This is a genomic window from Vibrio sp. QJM3NY_26 (assembly GCF_057786005.1).
In genome coordinates this window covers 1,942,359-1,963,555 of record NZ_CM173515.1, presented here as the reverse complement: position 1 = coordinate 1,963,555, position 21,197 = coordinate 1,942,359, and the positions used below count along the sequence as shown (strand labels likewise).

At 43.1% G+C, this 21,197-nt stretch carries 15 protein-coding genes; 8 read left to right on the top strand and 7 right to left on the bottom strand.

The features are described 5' to 3' along the window. The first annotated feature begins 48 nt into the window (after positions 1 to 48). A complete protein-coding gene (locus tag AC3CH4_RS08835) occupies positions 49 to 1,086 on the top strand; it encodes a polysaccharide lyase family 7 protein (RefSeq protein ID WP_488542835.1) in 1,038 nt (345 codons plus the stop codon). A gap of 274 nt (positions 1,087 to 1,360) precedes the next feature. On the opposite strand, the gene AC3CH4_RS08830 is transcribed toward AC3CH4_RS08835, so the two are convergent. The 3 genes from AC3CH4_RS08830 to AC3CH4_RS08820 form a co-directional block, all read right to left on the bottom strand. After that, positions 1,361 to 2,728 carry an MATE family efflux transporter gene (locus AC3CH4_RS08830; protein WP_488542834.1) on the bottom strand — a complete coding sequence of 456 codons (1,368 nt, stop codon included), beginning with the start codon at positions 2,726 to 2,728 and terminating at the stop codon, positions 1,361 to 1,363. Between the two features lie 148 nt (positions 2,729 to 2,876). Beyond that, positions 2,877 to 3,599, bottom strand: a complete 723-nt coding sequence (locus AC3CH4_RS08825; protein WP_171313006.1) for a FadR/GntR family transcriptional regulator — start codon at positions 3,597 to 3,599, stop codon at positions 2,877 to 2,879. Between the two features lie 183 nt (positions 3,600 to 3,782). Beyond that, positions 3,783 to 4,559, bottom strand: coding sequence for an SDR family NAD(P)-dependent oxidoreductase (locus AC3CH4_RS08820; RefSeq protein ID WP_004733530.1), 777 nt, complete (start codon positions 4,557 to 4,559; stop codon positions 3,783 to 3,785). A 341-nt stretch (positions 4,560 to 4,900) separates the two neighbouring features. Here AC3CH4_RS08820 and AC3CH4_RS08815 point away from each other — a divergent pair, with 341 nt between their 5' ends. The 3 genes from AC3CH4_RS08815 (at position 4,901) to AC3CH4_RS08805 (ending at position 8,426) form a co-directional block, all read left to right on the top strand. After that, a complete protein-coding gene (locus AC3CH4_RS08815) occupies positions 4,901 to 5,620 on the top strand; it encodes a FadR/GntR family transcriptional regulator (RefSeq protein WP_054547416.1) in 720 nt (239 codons plus the stop codon). Positions 5,621 to 5,847: 227 nt separating this feature from the next. Then, positions 5,848 to 7,710: a DUF294 nucleotidyltransferase-like domain-containing protein gene (locus tag AC3CH4_RS08810; RefSeq protein ID WP_488542833.1), complete on the top strand. Its 1,863-nt coding sequence runs from the start codon at positions 5,848 to 5,850 to the stop codon at positions 7,708 to 7,710. Then, positions 7,710 to 8,426 (top strand): 3'-5' exonuclease, encoded by a 717-nt coding sequence (locus tag AC3CH4_RS08805; protein WP_054547418.1) that lies wholly within the window; start codon positions 7,710 to 7,712, stop codon positions 8,424 to 8,426. Before AC3CH4_RS08810 ends, AC3CH4_RS08805 begins: the two co-directional genes overlap by 1 nt. Before the next feature lie 138 nt (positions 8,427 to 8,564). Here the strand turns inward: AC3CH4_RS08805 and AC3CH4_RS08800 are convergent, their stop codons facing one another. From AC3CH4_RS08800 to AC3CH4_RS08790, 3 genes are all read right to left on the bottom strand, one after another. Next, entirely contained in the window at positions 8,565 to 9,314 is a 750-nt protein-coding gene (locus tag AC3CH4_RS08800) for an oligogalacturonate-specific porin KdgM family protein (RefSeq protein WP_065204761.1), read from the bottom strand. An 871-nt stretch (positions 9,315 to 10,185) separates the two neighbouring features. Further along, on the bottom strand, positions 10,186 to 11,739 hold the full coding sequence (locus AC3CH4_RS08795) for a methyl-accepting chemotaxis protein (RefSeq protein ID WP_488542832.1): 1,554 nt from the start codon (positions 11,737 to 11,739) through the stop codon (positions 10,186 to 10,188). Positions 11,740 to 12,201: 462 nt separating this feature from the next. Further along, positions 12,202 to 12,810, bottom strand: a complete 609-nt coding sequence (locus AC3CH4_RS08790; protein WP_004733536.1) for a toxin-antitoxin system YwqK family antitoxin — start codon at positions 12,808 to 12,810, stop codon at positions 12,202 to 12,204. Positions 12,811 to 13,321: 511 nt separating this feature from the next. On the opposite strand from AC3CH4_RS08790, the gene AC3CH4_RS08785 reads away from it, so the two are divergent. Continuing rightward, positions 13,322 to 15,094 carry a sodium:solute symporter family transporter gene (locus AC3CH4_RS08785; protein ID WP_065204759.1) on the top strand — a complete coding sequence of 591 codons (1,773 nt, stop codon included), beginning with the start codon at positions 13,322 to 13,324 and terminating at the stop codon, positions 15,092 to 15,094. A gap of 85 nt (positions 15,095 to 15,179) precedes the next feature. Then, a complete protein-coding gene (locus AC3CH4_RS08780; protein ID WP_488542831.1) occupies positions 15,180 to 16,796 on the top strand; it encodes a polysaccharide lyase 6 family protein in 1,617 nt (538 codons plus the stop codon). Between the two features lie 173 nt (positions 16,797 to 16,969). On the opposite strand, the gene AC3CH4_RS08775 is transcribed toward AC3CH4_RS08780, so the two are convergent. Continuing rightward, positions 16,970 to 17,494 carry a peptide-methionine (S)-S-oxide reductase gene (locus tag AC3CH4_RS08775; protein WP_488542830.1) on the bottom strand — a complete coding sequence of 175 codons (525 nt, stop codon included), beginning with the start codon at positions 17,492 to 17,494 and terminating at the stop codon, positions 16,970 to 16,972. A 236-nt stretch (positions 17,495 to 17,730) separates the two neighbouring features. Here AC3CH4_RS08775 and AC3CH4_RS08770 point away from each other — a divergent pair, with 236 nt between their 5' ends. Together AC3CH4_RS08770 and AC3CH4_RS08765 are read left to right on the top strand one after the other, a co-directional pair. Continuing rightward, a complete protein-coding gene (locus tag AC3CH4_RS08770; protein ID WP_488542829.1) occupies positions 17,731 to 18,843 on the top strand; it encodes a YcjF family protein in 1,113 nt (370 codons plus the stop codon). Next, the gene (locus AC3CH4_RS08765; RefSeq protein ID WP_488542828.1) at positions 18,830 to 20,494 is read left to right on the top strand and encodes a GTPase family protein; all 1,665 of its coding nucleotides are present in this window, start codon (positions 18,830 to 18,832) and stop codon (positions 20,492 to 20,494) included. Before AC3CH4_RS08770 ends, AC3CH4_RS08765 begins: the two co-directional genes overlap by 14 nt. The last annotated feature ends 703 nt before the right edge of the window (positions 20,495 to 21,197 follow it).

Here is a 21,197-nt window from a genome sequence, read left to right as displayed (position 1 = left end):
TTTGTGCTGAGAGTGTACTCAGTATCTGTTAACAATAAAGGATGAGTCATGTTTAAGAAAAACATATTAGCAGTGGCGTTATTAGCGACTGTACCAATGGTTACTTTCGCAAATAACGGTGTTTCTTACCCCGTACCTGCCGATAAATTCGATATGCATAATTGGAAAATAACCATACCTTCAGATATTAATGAAGATGGTCGTGTTGATGAAATAGAGGGAGTAGCCATGATGAGCTACTCACATAGTGATTTCTTCCATCTTGATAAAGACGGTAACCTTGTATTTGAAGTTCAAAACCAAGCGATTACGACAAAAAATTCGAAGAATGCGCGTTCTGAATTACGACAAATGCCACGAGGCGCTGACTTCTCTATCGATACGGCTGATAAAGGAAACCAGTGGGCACTGTCGAGCCATCCATCAGCAAACGAGTACAGTGCGGTTGGCGGTACACTAGAAGCGACACTAAAAGTGAATCACGTTTCAGTTAACGCAAAGTACCCAGAAAAATACCCAGCGCATTCTGTTGTGGTTGGTCAGATTCATGCTAAAAAACACAACGAGTTAATCAAAGCAGGAACCGGTTACGGTCACGGCAATGAACCAGTAAAGATCTTCTATAAGAAGTTTCCTGATCAAGAAATGGGTTCAGTATTCTGGAACTATGAACGTAACCTAGAGAAAAAAGATCCTAACCGTGCCGATATCGCTTATCCAGTGTGGGGTAACACTTGGGAAAACCCAGCGGAACCGGGTGAAGCGGGCATTGCTCTTGGTGAAGAGTTTAGCTACAAAGTGGAAGTGAAAGGCACCATGATGTACCTAACGTTTGAAACAGAGCGTCACGATACGGTTAAGTATGAAATCGACCTGAGCAAGGGTATTGATGAGCTTGACTCACCAACGGGTTATGCTGAAGATGATTTCTATTACAAAGCGGGCGCATACGGCCAATGTAGCGTGAGCGATTCTCACCCTGTATGGGGGCCTGGTTGTGGCGGTACTGGCGATTTCGCTGTCGATAAAAAGAATGGCGATTACAACAGTGTGACTTTCTCAGCACTTAAGTTGAATGGTAAATAGTACATAGCATAACCAATAAGCTAACTAGACGCAGTCCTTAAGGAATATTATCGAAGACCACTTAACCGATTGTTGAGTGGTCTTTTTGTTTTATATGAGCTTTAAGATGACCTTGGTATTAATGTGACCTTGGTGACAATTTGACCTTGGTATCAAAGAGGGTGTACCTGAAGCCTACCAATGAAAAGTACAGCTAAAACAAAACAACCTTGTCAAAAGACAAGGTTGTTTTAGAAAGTTCGAGTAAAGCTCTGGTGGCAATTAGATACGGAGTTTAGTCATACATCAACTCTTTGGCTTTGTCGGCATCAAACTCTTTAAGAGACTTTCGAGCCAAGTGACGGAATGGGAACGCTTTGACAACCTCCTCAAAAGGTTGGATGGCAAATGCCCAAAAGATAGAACCGTCTAATCCAAAGATGATCAATGCACACAATGGAATTGAAATTACCCATTGACCAGTAAAGTTGATTTTGAAGACTGCGGTCGTTTTTCCTAGGGCTCTTAATACATTCCCATGAACCGTGTTGTAGCCACGAACAATCGGTAAGAAGATGTAGAGTGGGGCGATAACGGCCAATGCTTGATAGGTAGACTCATCCAAGTTCGGGTAAATGTCACCAATAACCAGACTTAATCCTGCGAACAAGATTGCACACACAAAAGAAATGACAACCGCAATATCAATACTGGTATCGACATTTTTGACTAGGTCATCCATCTTTTTAGAGCCAATCGCTTGGCTGATAGTAATCGCGGAAGAGTGAGCCCAAGCAGTAATAAATTGAGAGACAGCCCTGATCCAAGGCATCACTAAAGTAATCGCAACATACGCGTTGATGTTAAGTTGCGAATACAGTAACTGATAAATCGTTGCGCCAATCAATAGCATGGTTACATTTGCTGTGACAGGGAATATCTCGATAAAGTGACGACGAACGTTTGTCATGAACTCAGATCGCTGGGCGTCTAATTTCAGTGAAATTGCTGAGCTCAAATACACGCAAAGAACCAGATACACAAGGCGAAGGGTGATAGCAATAACACTGCCTAGCGCGGCGCCTTGAACACCAATACCTTCGAAATTCGAAAAGCCGTGAATGAGTCCATAAGAAAGTACAGCGTTGATCGGCAATTCAATCAAATACCCTTTAAACGGTATTTTGGTTCTTCCTAATGCATTAAATAGGGCGATAATCACTTGCGTTAATGCTGTGAAAATGACGAGATACTTTGAGATATCAAGGTAGTGGCTAATTTCTAGGTAAAGGGCTTTATCGTCGGTTAAGGCTTGAATTAAAGGCTGTTCTAAAAAGGTGAGCAGAAACCAAAATATTGTCGCGATACCTAAGTTGATGAACAGACCTGCCCAAAACGCTTTGGATAATGAAGCGGTGATGCCAGAACCCACGGCGCGGCTCAATACTAGCTGAGTGCCGTTTGCCAGCGCCATTTGAATACCGAGTACAAAGGCAACCATAGTCGTCGCAATTCCCATGGCAGCCAAAGGTATTTCACCAAGAGGAGAAACCAGCAGTGTATCGATCATCAACATCGACTGCATCAATATACCGTTTAGGGCTAGGGGCCAGGCGAGAGAGAAATTTTTCCTTACATACGATTGTGTAGACACAAACAACACCTTATGTGTGTAACCGTAAGTTTTCTCTGAGAGGACCCGAGTTCAACATTTAAAGATGAAACACTACGGTAATGGATGGTTAAAAATGGGAGCTAAAACATGACTGACTCGTGTATTGGGATACACGAGTCAGTCTGGTCAATCTTGGTTATGCGATGGCGAGTTCAACCCTAGACAGCTTTTGATTTTCATCATCAAGTAAAGCTTGAGAGGCTATTCGAGCCTGATTCGCATTGCCTGACATAATCGCGTCGTATATGGCTTTGTGCTCTTCTAAACAGAAACGACCGCCTTCCGCAGAGTGGTCGATAAATTGTTTGAAAATCGTCGACAGAATGTTCGCGAACGGAATGTAAAACTGGTTGCCCGTCGATAAGAAAATCGTTTGGTGAAACAGATGATCGTTGGTTGTCCACTCTTGATAATCAAAGCCGTTTGCCGCGATGGTCATCTTTTGGAAAAGAATCGAAAGCTCTTTGCGTTGCTCTACCGTAGCGTTGGATGCCGCAAGCGCACACGCTTCTGGGTCAATCGCTTTTCTTAAGCCTAAGAATTGAGATAAGAAGGGTTTAGTGTCTTCTAAGTCTTGGATCCAATACAGTAATTGCGGATCTAAAAAGTGCCATTGCGTTCTTGGTTTGATACGAGTGCCCACTTTAGGCTTTGATTCAATCAACCCTTTTGCTGAAAGCAGCTTAGTGGATTCTCGAAGGGCAGTTCTGCTGACTCCAAAGATCTCGCACAGATCCATTTCGCTAGGTAACTTCTGATTTTCTTTCAACTCGCCAGACAAGATTTTGCGAGCAATTTGTCTCGCGACTTGAACATGAATTCGGCGGCTTGAATCTTCCACCAATGTAAATATTGACATTTAAACCACCTGAAATTGAAACTTTGAAAACAAAAAAAGCCAGACGAATCTGGCGCTTAGTGTCAGTGTATACGTCTAATATAGTGTGAGGTTTTCCCTCATCTACTTGGGTCTGATGACCTTATTTAGTGTGACGATCTTAGCGACTTTATATAACTTAATGAGTTTATATAAGTCAGCTAGCTAGGGCGTTATTTGTCCGCCGTTAACATCTAGGATTTGCCCTGTGATGTACCCGCTGCAAGCGTGCGATGCAAAGAAAGCAAATGAAGGGGCAACTTCATCAATATTGCCAAAGCGTCCCATTGGAATGTTGTTAGCAATGGTCGCTTTCAGATCGTCGCTTTTGCCATCGTGAAATGCGGTGTCGATAGTGCCCGGTGAAACAATGTTGAAACGGATATTGTCTTGCGCGAACTCTTTTACCCAATTGCGGTGAATGTCGTGTAACCACGCTTTAGATGCGGCATATACGCCAGCACCCACACCACCGCCTTCGCGAGCGGCAATAGAGCCCGTGCTAATCACACACGATGTTTGCCCCGATAGAGCAGCAGATGCACGCAAGTGTGGTATAGAGAACTTAGTTGTCATCAACGCGGATCGAACATTCAGGTTCATCACACGCTCATAAAACTCGTCATCGATATTTTCTAGACTTGCACGCCCACCAAGGCCACCTGCGTTGTTAATCAACACATCCATGCCGCCAAAATGGTCGGTGAACTCTTTGACTAACCTTTCGCACTCTAATGTGTCCATTAGGTTTGCAGGAAAAAACGCAACATCGCCACCCAATGCGGTGAGTTCGGTAAGAACGTCATCGACTTTTGGGCTGAAAGCACGACTATTGATGCCAATCTTTGCGCCGTACTTTGCAAAAATGCGTGCAGTAGCTAAGCCCATACCAGCAGTAGAGCCAGTAATTAAAATGCGTTTGCCTTTTAAATCGTTAAACATCAGAGTCGCCTATATTGTAGATTATTTGCGTTAATAAATCATACAATAACACTTGCTATATTCAAGAGTGTTCATCTAAAAACTGATCATTACCGACATAAATAGTGAGAGTAAGAGTGGTTTTGTGAGTTCACGCATACAAAAATGTGTAAATAAGAACTATTTGTATGAATAAATGGATTTGTTTTGTTTGATGATCTTAACACTTACAAGATTATCAAAATAATGCTCAAGCCTATATTGGTCGTGACCTCACGTTATTCTGATGCTGAGTTGGTAGAGATATTAATCGGTGTTATAGTACGAATTAAATAATACATATCTAATAAGTAAGTAGACACATGGCTGGTCATTTCAATTCTATTTCAGGCTCTAAGCGAAGCCTTCATGTGCAAGTTGCACGTGAAATCGCCCGTGGTATTTTGTCGGGCAATTTGCCTCAAGGTTCTATTATCCCTGGTGAAATGGCTCTGTGTGAGCAATTTGGCATCAGTAGAACAGCATTAAGAGAAGCGGTTAAGCTTCTTACTTCAAAAGGCCTATTAGAATCTCGCCCTAAGATTGGTACTCGTGTTGTTGACCGCGCGTTCTGGAACTTCTTAGATCCACAATTGATCGAATGGATGGACGGTTTAGCTGACACCGACCAATTCTGCCATCAGTTTTTAGGCTTGCGCCGTGCCATCGAACCTGAAGCTTGTGCGTTGGCCGCAAAATTTGCAACTGCGGAACAACGAATTGAACTATCAGAAATTTTCCAAAAAATGGTGGAGATATCTAGCGAAGAGATTCTTGATAAAGAGCGTTGGCTAGATATTGATATGAAGTTCCATAGCCTAATCTTCAACGCGACAGGGAACGACTTTTACTTACCATTCGGCAATATCTTGACGACTATGTTTGTTAACTTTATTTCTCATTCTTCTGAAGAAGGAAGTACCTGCATTGAAGAACACCGCCAAATTTATGAAGCAATCATGGCGGGGAACAGTGATAAAGCACGTCAAGCGTCAGCGAGTCACTTGCTAGAAACGAACCACAGGTTACCAATCGCGAGTTAATGGTTTTATAAAGATTTTTACTTTGAATCTTTGTTGGAATGAGTTCATTGGAACTAAAAGGCACACCAGGAAAGCACGTTTGATACGTGCTTTTTTTGTATTCAAATTTGATGAAAACCTGACCAGTGTCCAATATTTAACCTATTCTTTGCTGTTTTGTTAAAACCACTAGCAACCAGTCTCGTTAGTTATATAATAATACTAATCAAATTATTGCGAGTGTGATTATGCCTCAGTCTTTATTACCAAATATTCTTCAGTTTATCGGTCAGATAGACCCTTTCGATAAGATCCCTAAAGAAGCGCTGCGTGAACTTGCCTCTAATGTTCAGATAACTTACCTCGGTAAAGGGGATGTGGTTGATCTGTGTGAATCGGGCAAGGAAAAGTCGCTCTATATCATTCGAACTGGCTCTATGGAGCAACGAAAATCGGACGGTGTGCTTCGTGCACGTCTAGGTAGCGAAGACTTGTTCGGTTTTACATTCTTAGATTCTGAAGTTAACGATGAGAAAGGCTACAGAGCCATCGCAATTGAGAACACCTTACTTTATGTGATTCCACACTCGGCACTTCAAACGCTTTTCAAAGCCTTTCCAAGTTGCGCAGAACACTTCGCTTCACAGGCGCAGGTTCGCTTAAAGTCAGCATTGGATGTGGTGTGGTCAAATAAAGAGAAAGGCCTATTCATTCGTAAAGTCGAGGAAGTAGCAAGCGGGCAGGTGGCCATTGTTAAGTCTGAGCAAACCATCCAGTCGGTTGCGGTTGAAATGCTTCATCAACGCTCACCGTGTGCGGTGATCTATGAAGGTGACACCATTGTTGGTTTGATCACCGACCGAGACATGACGAAGCGAGTGATCGCCCATGGTGTCAGTACTGATAGCCTGATCTCAGAGGTAATGACACTCTCTCCACTCACAGTGAAACCGGATGATTTAGTGCTGCATGCTGCGTCTATCATGATGCAATTCAATATCCGTAACTTGCCCGTTGTGAAAGAGAATAAGGTCGTTGGTCTCCTCACCACGTCTCACTTAGTTCAAAACCACCGTGTCCAAGCGATCTTCTTAATCGAGAAAATCAAATACGCGGGCAGTGTGAAAACCATGTCTTCGTTTACCCCAGAGCGACAAGCTATTTTTGAAGCGCTGGTGGAAGGCAAGGTTGCACCGGAAACCGTCGGTAAGGTAATGACCATGATCATGGATGCCTACACCCGCCGATTGATTCAGATCGCGATTGATAAGTTAGGCCCACCACCGTGTGATTTCTCTTGGATCGTAGCTGGCTCACACGCGCGTAACGAAGTTCACATGCTGTCGGATCAAGACAGTGCGATTGTACTGGCTGATGATGCGACAGACAGTGACCGTATTTACTTCAAACACTTAGCGATGATGGTGACCAACGGGTTGGCAAGCTGCGATTACCCGTTATGCCCAGGTAAATTCATGGCAGCGACGCCAAAATGGTGTCAGCCACTCAATGTTTGGAAGCACTACTATAAAAAATGGGTCGCAAACCCTGAGTACGAACGCCTACTCAACATCAGTGTGTTCCTAGAGATCCGTACTATTTATGGCAACAGTGAGTTCGAAGGCATTCTTCGTGATGAGCTGCATACGAATATTCGCGGCAACCGTGAGTTCCTAAGTACGCTCGTGAAAGATGCGGTCAATACCAATCCACCTTTGGGTATCTTCAACAGCTTGGTGTTAGAGAAATCGGGTGAGAACAAGAAAACCTTGAACGTGAAGAAATACGCCATCAACTTGATTATTGATTTAGCGCGTATTTATGGCCTTGCTGTAGAGTGCGACTTGTCAGCCACTGATGAACGTTTCGCTGCTGCCAATGAAAAAGGCATGCTGAGCGATGACGCATTTAAGAACATTCTGGGTGCTTACCAGTTCATTCTCTCTTTCCGATTTGGTCATCAACTTGAAGCGCTGAAGAACGGGGATGTGCCTGACAACAACATCAACCCAGATAGCTTCGGTAGCTTTGAACGTAAGCACTTGAAAGATGCCTTTAGGATCATAGCTGATCTCCAAGAGGCGGCGAAGATTCGTTTTGGAGCGCGCTAATGAGAGCATTGTTAAATTATTTTCATCCGCTTGAGCGAGTCAAGCGCAAGCGAAAACAATACCTAAACACGGTTAAACTGCCTGAAGCACTACACGATCTTGTTGAACAGCCGTGTCCAGAGATGGCGGACTTGGCCAAAGACAGTGACTATATCGTGTTGGATCTTGAGACCACGGGTCTAGACAGCGAACAAGATCTGATTCTGTCCATGGGTTGGGTCGATGTGGTCAAGGGGCGAATAGACTTAGCGTCCGCCAAGCATATTTACCTGGATAACGATTCGCAGATCAACGCCGAAACCGCCGTGATCAACCATATTACGCCGCAAATGTTGGAAGAGGGCGCTTCTATTCATGATGCGATGCTGACGTTCTTCGAAGCAGCGAAAGGCAAGATTATTGTCGCTCACGCGTGCATGGTTGAAGAGAGGTTCATTAGCCAATATCTTCTTCGCTGCTACGGTTTACGAGCGATTCCTCTGCTTTGGCTAGACACATTGTGTATCGAAAAGAGTATGGAGAAAGCGATCAGCAACCATCAAGAAGTGGATTTGACTCTAGCAGGCACTCGCCAAAGATACGGGCTTCCTGAATACAACAATCATAATGCGCTTGCTGATGCAGTATCAACTGCAGAATTGTTTTTAGCTCAACAAAAGAGAGTTGTGCCTAACGATGACGTGACCGTTGCATTTCTCTATCGGATCAGTCACTAGAGTTAGGAGCGTTAAGTACTCGGCTCTTATTTGAACGAATCGATTTGAAAGGAAAAAAGCCAGCGATTAAGCTGGCTTTTGTTTAGGTCTAAGAAAATTAGGACAGTAATTATCTTAGATTATTTATATAGCTATCGATTAGAAGCTGTAAGTTAGACCAACACGGCTACGTAGTTCACGAGTCGCTTTAGTCGATGAAGTGCTCACATCACCAAACTCTACATATGGTGCCCATTGGCCCATCATATGGCGAATACTTGCGTTCAACTCGTAGTTGGTGTCGTCGTTGTCGTAGATGTCATATCCATCCGCTTTGTAGTAGTTACCTTCTAAACCAAAGCGCCAGTTTTCCATTGAGTAGTTAACGTTTGCCGTTAGACGGTGGCGACGCTGATTAGAAACGTTTTTATCAACCGTGATTGGTACACCGTCACTATCAACGATAACGTCGCCATTACTATCGAACTGGTACTCTGAGCTGCTCGTGTTTTGTCTCATATCGTAACGGTAACGTGCACTTAGGCTTAAACCGTCAATGCTATCCAATTTATATGTTGCACGAACTTGAGGTTTGTACGTAACACCAGATTCGCGACCTTCAATTGGCATACCGTAAGTCATTGTCCAGTTATCGTTTAGTACATGACGGTAATTTAGACCAAGCTCCCAACCGTTATTCTTCAAATCTTCCATGAATTTACCGTCTTCTCCCTTGAATTTCGCTTCGATATCTACAAGGAAGTTGCCAATGCTATCGCCCAGCTTTACACGAGTAGCGTGTTGATCTGTATGACTCTTGTATTCGTGTCTCATATCGAAAGACGCCGCAGATACAGAGCCAGCAGCGAGTACAGATGCCACAGCAATCACGATTTTAGTTTTATTCATGGTATTAATTCCATATTTATAGGTTGAGTATTGGCCATAATTACAAGCCAAATAGAGTAGTTCTTGTCTTCAATGCATTTTTTGTTGAAACGATTTCTTAGCCATTTCAAGTTTGTTTTGCATTTAAATAATACAAATATGCTAACGATTTGAAGGTGTATGATCTGTGAATTGGATCGTGTTGTGGAGACAAAACCACTATTTACAAAGGGTTACAAAGTTGGTTTCTCTAGGTAAGCTTATGATTTTTAGTGTTTTATTTGTCTGTTGATAATGGTTTTTAAGGGTTTTGTTCATCAATTAATGTGCGCTACAGCAAAAAATTGAATCTTTAGATGTCATTTCTATTTGTAATACATTATTATTTACTAACTTTCTGTAGCAACACATAACTTTGCTGTGTTGATTGCATGCATGAACTGACGCTGCGAAGCGGATAAGTAAAAATGATTTAAAGGCTCAATGGTTAGAAAGGAAAATGGCTAAAAGCCAAAATACTTTAAACCGCTAGGCATTTGTTTTAGGTGTTATAGAGCTCGACCAGAGATGATTTGAAATGTAGTAGGCAAGGCAGTGACATAGCCTGCTATATAGATATGAACTTGATAGGAATGAACAGGGTTCGAATGGTTACCCGTTGTTCTTATTAGCGACAAAGAAGAAATCGTTGAAGTGCTTGCGAAAGCATTTTGATTATTGCTCCCAACTATTCTAATTATAACTTCTGCTTTCGTTTAGAAAGGTAGGAGACGGTAGTCGAAGATCTACCCTTGCGCTCATGTTGATACAGGCAACATGAGCGTTTTTTTATCTGAAATTTGAGTAGAGAGTCGTTTGAAGCGCAATAAGCGTGTAAGCCGCGGCTTAAGAGCTAGGCTTTTAGGTTAATGACAGCGCGTTCAAGTGAGTTTGTCTGTTCTACTACTGAAGTTGCAGAAGCGGCGTTTTTTGAAGCGATCGTTACATTTGTCAGTGTCAGCTGTTTAATGGCATCTACGTTTTCGATGATCTCTGACGTAACTTCACTTTGCTCCTTCATAGCATTGGAGACTTCTAAACTGTTATTTAGAATGGTTTCCATGTCTGCGATAACCGATGTGATTCTTGAATGTGCCTTCTCACAAGAGTCGACACTGCTGTTACCTTTTTCACAACAATTTTTAATCGTGTTAACCACCATCTGGGTTTGATCTTGAACCCCTTGAATAATGGTTGAGATCTCTTCGGTTGAAAGCTGTGTTCTGCCAGCCAAGGTTCTCACTTCATCGGCGACGACCGCAAAACCACGACCTTGCTCTCCAGCGCGCGCTGCTTCAATAGCGGCGTTCAAAGCGAGTAGGTTGGTTTGTTCAGCAATGTCTTTAATCACTTCTAGTACGGTATTGATCTTTTCTGAGTGCACAGAAAGGCGATTCACTTCTTCACTCGCACTCACTAAGTCAGTTGAAAGCGTATTGATTGTGTCTCTGGTGAAGGCCACATCGTTCAGGCCATCATTTGCCGTGGAGAAGCTGGTTTGTGCATTTGCTGAAGCATTTTCACTATTGGTCGCAACACTTTGGATATTGCTGCCCATTTGATTTATCGCGGTCGCAATATTTTCTGTTTGTCGTTGCTGCTTGTTTAAAGCGCTTTCCACTTCTATGCCGTCGTGTTGCAACTGGTTCGAAATGTTGCCGAGCTCTTGGATCGACCCTTGTACTTGACCAACAAGTTGACGAATATCTTCTAAGACGGTGTTAAATGACTTGGCAATATCCGCAATTTCATCTGAACCGCTGTCTTCCGCTTTAACGGTAAAGTCACGTTGTTGGGATACGTGCAACATGGTTGCGTTTAACGAGGCTATCTTCTTAGCGACACGCGATGAGATCCCAAAGGACAGCGCGATCAGTAATCCAGTGACGGCGATTACGGAACTCACAATAAACGTAGTGATGGTTTGTTGAATCGATTCGACCTGTTGTTCTAAACGACCTTCAACGCCGGTAAATATCGAGATGATATCTTCAAACAGCATTTTCATTTCTGATTTCAGTTCACTGACCTTTGTTGGGTTGCGTTCAATCGCGTCTACCATCAATGAAAAATCTTTGTCGTATTGTTTTACTTCTCGTGTCAGCTTGTCTAACTCTGGTACAGCAATGTCTGACTCTTTGAGTAAAACAGAGAAGCTATTTATCAACTGTTGAAAGTGTGAATACTCTTTGGCGAATTCAGGCTTGAGGGCTTTGTCGTGACTGATTAGAAACTCTAGTTCTGTTCGATTTAGTTGAAGCATCGAAACTTCAAGCGATTTCACCTTGATCAGGGTTTTCTCAAGTTTGATCAGCTTTAGGTTTGCCATTTCAGTGAATGAGACGACAACCAATAACGAAATAATGGATAAACAAGCAAGGCTAAAAAGGGAGGTTTTAATTTTCATAGGCAGGCACCAAAGCAAAACAATATGACTCAACAACGTATTTGGGAATCTCGTTTCTCTTATTTGCGTGATCAGTCGCTTACAAGCGGATAACTGGGATCTGACTCGCAACGGAAACGTTTGCTTACAGTATTTTATGGAAAGGTTATGCGCAAGTTAAATATTTATTATTTTCAATGACTATTGGTGATTGTTTTATCACTAGATGAAGTGCTGTAAATAATAACGAGAGATAGAGGTATAGTCGGACCAAAGTGATGAGGGGAAGTGGTAGTGAAAAGAGCAAGTGAAAAAGCCACGAACATTCACGCTTAGTCACATGAATGCTCGTTTCTCTTGTCATGTCTCTTGCTCTTGTCGCTTAATTGCAGACGGATTAGCTGTAGACGGATTCGCTGCAGTCGTTTAGTTGTAGTCGTTTATATGTATGGAGACTAACCCTGTGAGAGCCGTTTTTTAGTATTAGCTTTCCGTCGGCATCCAAACCTGCTTAGACGTGACTTTGTGGTCTTTAAAGGTCAGTTCTTCAACCTTGTCTCCGTTAGTATTCCAGCGAGTGAGTTTCCCGTTTGCTACTTCGCCTTCATCAAATTTCGCTTGGCTGGCCTTATTGCCATTAGGGTAGTAGTCCGTTACCAATCCATCTTTTTGCCCGTCACTGAATTCGGCTGTTAGGCTTTGTTCGCCATTCGGATACCAGCGAGAGGCAACACCCGACAGTTCATTGTCTTTATAGTTGAGTTCCGCTTTTTTCTGTCCGTTTGGATACCATGTCTCGGCCTTACCTTGCAGTTCACCTTTAACGTAATTCACTTTAGAGGCAACTTGGCCATTTGGGTACCAGTTGGTTTCTAACCCAAGTTCTAGGCCATCGGCAAATTGAGCTTGGGTCGCGACTTGGCCGTTATCGAACTTCTCTTCAAATTGACCAGTAAAGGGTTTTGAGTGGTTTACTTGATAAGCCACACCTTTGCGCATTTGTAAGTAGTCAACAGCATCATCGCTGGTGGCTGCATAGCTCATAGAAGATACCGTACTAAGAGCAATTAAGATTGGAACGTATTTCTTCATAATGACACCTTTTTAATGGACGAGGGGAAAGTGTAACTGGTGTGTTAAAAGCATTTCACTTCCGAGAACCACTGTCAGTATCTAATAATGGTTTTCAAGTTTGCATTAATGACGGACGCATATAGGGAACTTTTTAGAGCAAGTCTTTACTTATATTTGTAATACAAATGTATCGATGTTATTCATTTTTATAAATTATATCTAGCGATATTTCTGTTGCTTTCCTTCGAGCTTTGAACGTGACGAATGATGGTTTTTGTCGATAGTTCTTCGGTTTTTAGAGAGTTACTTCATGTTTTTTTGGGTTTTTGTCGAAATTCAGTGCGGATGGCTGCACTCACTTGAGGAATTATGATCGCAGGCGGTGCAACTTTGAACTCGATCACTTGTATGATTAATTGAGTCTCGGACTGTAAGATCACTGTCACGCATTTGGATTATTGTAGTACAAATGTGCTTGTCATCTATCTATAGTGAACCTAACAAAAAAACATAAATAAAAGGTCTCAAGATGGAACTCAATACCCTGATAGTTGGCATCTACTTCCTATTCTTAATTGCAATAGGGTGGATGTTCAGAACGTTTACAAGTACGACAAGTGATTACTTCCGTGGGGGAGGTAATATGCTGTGGTGGATGGTAGGTGCAACCGCATTTATGACCCAGTTCAGTGCGTGGACATTTACTGGTGCAGCAGGTAAAGCCTTTACTGATGGCTTTGCAGTAGCGATTATCTTCATCGCTAACGCATTTGGTTACTTGATGAACTACCTATACTTCGCTCCGAAGTTCCGCCAACTGCGCGTTGTGACGGTTATTGAAGCGATTCGTATGCGTTTTGGTAAGGTTAATGAGCAAGTGTTTACTTGGTCGGGCATGCCAAACAGTGTTATCTCTGCGGGTATCTGGCTGAACGGCCTTGCGATTATCGCATCGGGTATCTTCGGCTTTGACATGACGACAACGATTATCCTAACGGGTTTGGTTGTATTGGTAATGTCAGTAACAGGCGGCTCATGGGCAGTAATCGCATCTGACTTTATGCAGATGGTTATCATTATGGCAGTGACCGTAACGTGTGCTGTAGTAGCGGTCTACCACGGTGGCGGCGTTACACAAATCATCAATGACTTCCCTACCGATTCATTCATTACGGGTGATAACCTTAATTACCTAAGCATCTTCAGCATCTGGGCAGTGTTCATCTTCTTGAAGCAGTTCAGCATCACGAACAACATGCTGAACTCTTACCGTTATCTTGCAGCGAAAGACTCAAACAACGCACGTAAAGCAGCTTTACTTGCCTGTATCCTGATGACGCTTGGTCCAATCATTTGGTTCATGCCTTCTTGGTTCATGGCAGGTCAAGGTGTTGATTTAGCAGCCGCTTACCCTGAAGCTGGCAGCAAAGCTGCTGATTTCGCATACCTTTACTTCGTTCAAGAGTACATGCCTGCAGGTATGGTTGGCCTTCTGATTGCCGCGATGTTCGCTGCAACCATGTCTTCAATGGATTCAGGTCTAAACCGTAACTCAGGTATTTTTGTTAAGAACTTCTACGAGCCGATTCTTCGCCCTAAAGCGACAGAGAAAGAGCTAATGGTCGTTTCTAAACTCACGTCTACTTTCTTCGGCATCGCGATCATCTTGGTTGCACTGTTCATCAACTCGCTTAAAGGTCTGAGCCTTTTCGACACCATGATGTACGTGGGCGCGTTGATCGGCTTCCCAATGACAATTCCAGCATTTTGTGGCTTCTTCATCCGTAAAACACCGGATTGGGCAGGCTGGGGCACGCTAGTTGTCGGTGGTGTGGTTTCTTACTTCGTTGGTTTCGTTATCACTGCTGACATGATCCAAAACTGGTTCGGTTTGAATGAACTGACAGGCCGTGAATGGTCTGACCTAAAAGTGGCTATCGGTCTTATCGGTCACATCATATTTACTGCTGGCTTCTTTGTTCTTTCAACGCTGTTCTACAAGCCATTACCGGCGCACCGTGAGAAAGACGTAGACAAGTTCTTCAACAACCTAGCGACACCATTAGTTGCTGAAAGTAATGAACAGAAGAAACTGGATAACAAGCAACGTCGTATGTTGGGTTCACTTATCGCGGTAGCAGGTGTGGGCGTAATGACTATGTTTGTACTGCCAAACCCAATGTGGGGACGCATGGTATTCGTTCTGTGTGGCTTGATTGTGTTCTCTGTTGGTCTGTTACTTGTTAAAGCAGTCGATGACAAAGTCGAGCAACAAGACGAAGTGACTCCAGCCGAAGGCTAATTTAATACGCATCCTAAATAACATCACGGCCACCTAAATGGGTGGTCGTCATTTTTATAATCCAAACTTTAATGTGAGATGGACGATGAACAAAAAACTATTATCGGTAAGCATTATTAGCGCGTTCACGCTCGCTTTTGCAACAGGCTGTACAACACAAGAAAAAACAGCACCGGTAGTCAGTGTCGCTGAACAAGCTACGCCTGCTATTAGCGAAATCGACCGTAGTTACTTATTGAGTAGTGACCGCTTAACTGAGGTGGATGGCAATACAATAAGCGTTGCATCAGAAGAGCAAGTAGCCGCGCTTAGAGCACAATTTGAAAACCTAAAAGATGGCGACGAAGTTGTTATTCCTAACGGTAAATACGCGAACTTAGGTCAAATAACTATTACCGCGAATGACATTACCGTTAAAGCAGAGCAAGGCGGTTCTGTATGGTTAACTGGCCTAGTTCAGTTTGAACTTAAAGGTGATGACATTACGCTAGATGGCTTAGTCTTTACCGAAGGTGGTCCAAACGAAAGATTTGGCGGCGTTCGAATGATGGGTGACAACAACACTTTACAGAATTCAACCTTTTACTACTTTAACCACGCTTATGAATATCAACCCGATGAGCGTCGTTCTGAATACCCGAGATACCTGTGGGTTTCTCTGTGGGGTAAAGACGGCAAAGTGATCAACAACCGCTTTGAAGGCAAACAAAAGCGCGGTACGTTGATTGGTGTACAGAAAGATGATTCTGCAGACAATCACTTGATTGCTAATAACATCTTCATGGATCAGAAACCGAATCAATTTAATGAATTCGACATCAAAGAGGCGATTCGTTACAACGGCAATAGCTGGGAAGCACTTCGTATTGGTGATTCAAAATCCTCTCAGTGGGATTCCAATTCAAAATTCGTTAATAACTTGATGATCGACATGGATGGCGAGCGCGAGCTTGTCTCAGTTAAGTCGGGTGGCAACACAATTTCTGGTAATACAATTTTTGAAAGTTCTGCTTTGATTTCTTTGCGTCATGGTAAAGGAAGTAGTGTTGAAAATAACATTATTCTAGGTAATAAAAAGAACTTAACTGGTGGCATTCGAATCTATGATGAAGACCATGTTATCCGTAATAACTACATTGCGAATACACGTGGACGTGACGGTGTGATTGAAGGCAATGCTGACCTACGTGGTGGTATCGTGATTAATACAGGTATCATTGATGTGGCAAACGGCGAAGAGCTAGATCAGTCGGTTAAAGGTAAAGAGCTTAACAAACAGTGGACGCCTAAAAACATCACCATCGAGAACAACTCGTTGGTTGATACACAGTGGGGCATTATCTATGGCAATCAAACTCACCGTGTGAGCCTGTTCAATAATGCCGAAGTTGAAAAGATTTATGCCGGTGTTGATATCGCGTTTAATAATAACGTTGTTGACAATTCAGAGTCTCCAGAGTTTGTCAGTGTTCGCGCAACGCAAGATTACCCGTTAGTGGGTGCAACGTATGACAATGAAACATATGTTGGCCAAGTGACAGCATCTGAGCAGATTTCGAGTTACTCGGTTGAGCTGCCAAAAATGACGGTTGAGAATGGCATTAATGCTTACCAAGGCGAAGGTGCAGACGTGTCTAAACTTGCGGTCGTGACGGCTGAAACGGCGGGTCCAGATTACGTTCTTGAGAATACAACTAAGTAACTTATTGGCTAATGCTAAACGCTAAACGCTAAACGCTTAATGGTTTGAGCTATCAAACAAATTTACGATAGCTGTCTGGGTCATTAAAACTTAAAAAGCCTCAACGGGTAATGCCTGTTGAGGCTTTATCGATTTTACGTCGTGACCATCTCAATCTTACGTCGTGACTACTGTTATTTATACTTATGCAGCAGATCCCAAGGAATATTGCACAAGTGGTGGTCTTCAGGGAACTGGCTAAGGTGATGCTGGTGGATATCATCACTGGCGGCATAACTGGTCAATGGTAAGATCTCGAGAGCAATGCGGTCTGCATCATCACGAGAGGTAATGTAGCGCTCGGCTTCCGTTAGGTGCAGGGCGTTAGTGCTGTAAACACCAGTGCGATATTTCTCACCCACATCGACGCCCTGTTTATTGACGCTGTATGGGTCGATGATCTCAAACAGATGTTCCATCAGAATGGTTACTGAAGTGATGCTTGGGTCAAACTCTATCTGGACACACTCCGCGTAGCCATCATAGTCACTATTATTTGATGTACCGTTTTCTGTTGTATTGCTTTTTACGGCATCGATTTGTGTCTGTGCGGAGTTTCCATTCGCACGGCCTGCTTCTGTGCTGATGACTCCCGGAACGTATTTGATAAATTCTTGTACACCCCACAAGCAACCGCCCGCCAAATAGATTTGTTCCATACTTACCTTTTACTTCTCTGTGTTTGTTGTTCGTTCGATGCGTGAATCAATATAGTGATACACGCACGTATAAAAAAGCGTGTATACAAAATAAGTGTGCACATAAAAACAAGTGTTTAGGTATTGTAAACCTGTGCGACTGAACAAACATAAGTCTAATAGGATTTGTGATTATATAAGCTAGTATTGCGTTGTCACCACCCCGAATTTCAAGATTAAGTGAGCGTTAGCCAACCATGTTTGATCAAATAAAAGATTTCATCAATCCGAGTAAGAATCCAGACCTCACACAGGCTCAGGAATACCAACGTAAGCATCTGCCGACGCTGTGGCTGTTGGGCAAAACGGGAGCGGGCAAGTCGTCGTTTATTCAAGCGGTCACCGGTGATTCCTCTATTGAAGTGGGGAATGGCTTTGCTCCATGCACTATGACGGCAATGTCGTATGAGTTTCCTCAAATTAAGCCGGTAATGCGATTCCTCGATACCAGAGGGTTGGGTGAGGCGGATTATGATCCTGAAGAGGATCTAGAAGAGATCGGCCAAGCGGGTAATGCGTTAGTCGTGGTGATGAAAGCCGATGAGCCTGAGCAATCCTCCGTGCTTGCGGCTCTGAAACAGATTAAGAAACAAAAGAAGATTAGACACTTGTTGCTTGTTCATACGGCGGTTTTGTCTTCCAATGAAACAGACCGCGCAAGACAAATTCAATTCAACATCAACCAAGTAGAAACGGTTTGGGGTAAGGGATTGGAATCGGTTGCGGTGGATTTCGAAACGGATGACTTGAGTAATAACAGTGGCTCAGTTTACAACTATGACATCTTGTTAGAAAAGCTGACCAACATCCTTCCTGTTATTGGAATGATGGTGGTAGACAAAGAACATTCCACTCAAGAAGAAGCCAACTTTGACCAAGTCGAAAACGAAGTGCTTTGGTATGCGGGAAGCGCTGCGGCGAGTGACCTGATTCCGGGTGTTGGCTTAGTGTCTGTACCTGCGATTCAAGCGAAAATGCTCCACAGTTTGGCGAACCAATATGGGGTCGAATGGAACAAGAGAGTCTTCAGTGAGTTGATAGGTACTTTGGGAAGCAGCTTTGCTTTGCAATACGGAATGAAGCTGGGCACTCGACAGCTGATAAAGTTGATTCCGGTTTATGGTCAAACAGTCGGAGCGGTTGCAGCCGCCGCCATGAGTTTCGGTACCAGCTATGGTTTAGGTCGCGCGGCTTGTTTTTACTTCTATCATAAGAACAAATGCGAAGAAGTCTCTGAAAAAGAGATGCAAAAGATTTACAAAGAATCCCTGAAAAAAGGTAAGGCGGCGTCGGGCTATGAAGAAAATTAGAAACCTATTTCGATTATTGGCCGTTCTGTCTAGTGGACGTTGGGGCATTGCTCTGATTTCGGCCATCTTCCCGAGCATTATCATGATGGCCTTTGGTCTTTTCTTGGCGATCAAATATGGCTACCTATTGGAAATGTCAATTGCCATTGCGGTGAGTACCTTGGTGTTCACCATTCCTTTATTCATTTCTAGCCGTTCTTCGCGTAAACCAACTTATAGCGACTCTTCTTCACATGATGAAAGTGACGTTCAACCTGAAGCCGGAGCATCGCCCAAGAATTCAGACATCAATGATGCGCTGGTTAAAGCGTCTGATGAATGGTCTCAAGCAGAGCTATCAATCTGGAACGACTCGAAACACCATGTACGACAACAGTTAATGGTCGACATCGAGTGGGGTAATCTCGACCAAACCGGTTTAGAGGTACTTGAGTTCGTCGCCAAAAAGTTTGATAAGAAATCACTCGATTTTTCAATCCCTGAAGGGCTGAAGCTGTTTGAAGAAGTGAGCCGACGATACAAGTTAGTGGTACGGGAACATATACCGGGAATTGAGTATCTTAAGGTTTCCTATATCAAAGCGGGCTACGAAGCCTATGACAAGTACGGTGAGCTAGGGCAGAAGATCGTTAAAGCCGCTATCTGGGGCAATCACCTTAAGAATCTGTATTTGAACCCGCTAAAAGTTGTTTCTGATTTAGGTCGAGAGCAAGCGACATCATCTATGACCAAAGGCGTGGTGGATGACATGCAATACGCTGCGAAACAAGCCTTACTCGATGAGGTGGCCGCGGTAGCGATTGATCTCTATAGCGGTCGATTCAGCATTGAAGATGAAGCATTAAGAGCGTCTGATGTTTCTGAAATAGATGAACAACGCTTTGCACCAGAATTAGAGCCAGTAAGAATTGTGCTGGTGGGGCAAACAAGCTCAGGTAAATCGTCACTGATTAATGCGCTCAAGCAGGAGCTCGTTGCCGAGGTGGATGTATTGCCATCAACCGACACTTCAACCGTATACAACGCGTTTGTCGATGACAATGATGTTCGAGTGGTTGATCTTCAAGGGCTGGATGGTAATGTCAAAACCGAAGCTCTGATGCTGAAAGAGATGACCCAAGCCGATGTTGTACTTTGGGTTCTTAAAGCCAATCAATCGGCTCGTGAACTGGATAAGCAATTGAAGGGCAAGTTTGATGCTTTTTATGACGATCCTAAAAACATCTCACGCAAGAAGCCAATCGTTGTTTCGGTTGTGAATCAGGTCGACCGATTAAAGCCTGTTGATGAGTGGCAACCTCCGTATGACTTAGAGAACCCAACATCGGCCAAAGCAAAGATCATTGCTCAAGCACTCGAATACAACCATATATTGCTGCAGTCTGATATCGTGTTGCCGCTCGCTATTGCGCCAGAAAAAACGATTTTTGGTTTAGAAGCACTCAAGCAGATGCTAATCGAAGGCATAGCTGATGCTAATAATGTGCAAAGAAACCGCCAACGTTTGGAAGCCATGAAAAGAGGGACGTCGGTTAAAGGCCAACTGAACAAAGTAGTGAAGGCCGGTAAGAAGGTCGCACCAAGTGCACTGAAAGCTGCGACACCGAAGTTGGCTGAAATGGCGATTAAACAAGTGGTTAAGAAGAAGTAAGTCATTCACTGCGAATACGGTTCTGGTGGGGGGCTTGAGGCTCATCAGAACTTAGCTATTCTAGGTCGGCGAGTTTTAGTGCTTGGCTTTATTAGATGAGAGCTTTTTAGAAAACAACCATCTTCGCCCCTTATTAGATAAGTATTGAGTTTAAAAGAGATTCGATATTATTAAGTAACTCAACGAACTAGTTTAATAGTATATAAACGGATGGAATTCACAGTTTATATGACACGCTATGGTATTTAATTGCCATTCTAAATATTGATCACATTTATACTTTTCTAAGCTGTATTTATAAAACAATTGCACTATATTTAAATTTCGGATCACCTTGATTTCAACGTAGGGATATATTGTGAACATGTATCTGAAATGGCAATCAACCACATGGCTAACCTTGTTAGCTTGGTATACCTTAGATCACCAGCTCTCGTTCCGCCTTTCTACAGAGTAGTACCCTCTAGGCGTCACGCGCCAGCAGAGCCCTTGAGCTTTGCCAATCCTGTTAATTTTGTCTTTAAGAAGCTTCGTAACCCATGCGGCCGCTATTTGTGTTGTTGTGCATGAAGTTCTTATCTCTTAGTTATTATTAATTGGATCCTAATCAATACGTTATTGATTAAATGAATTATTTCTAGCTATTAATTTTTCATCGTAATTATCACGAGAGTGATCGTGCGTGAAATTAAATTAATGGTGA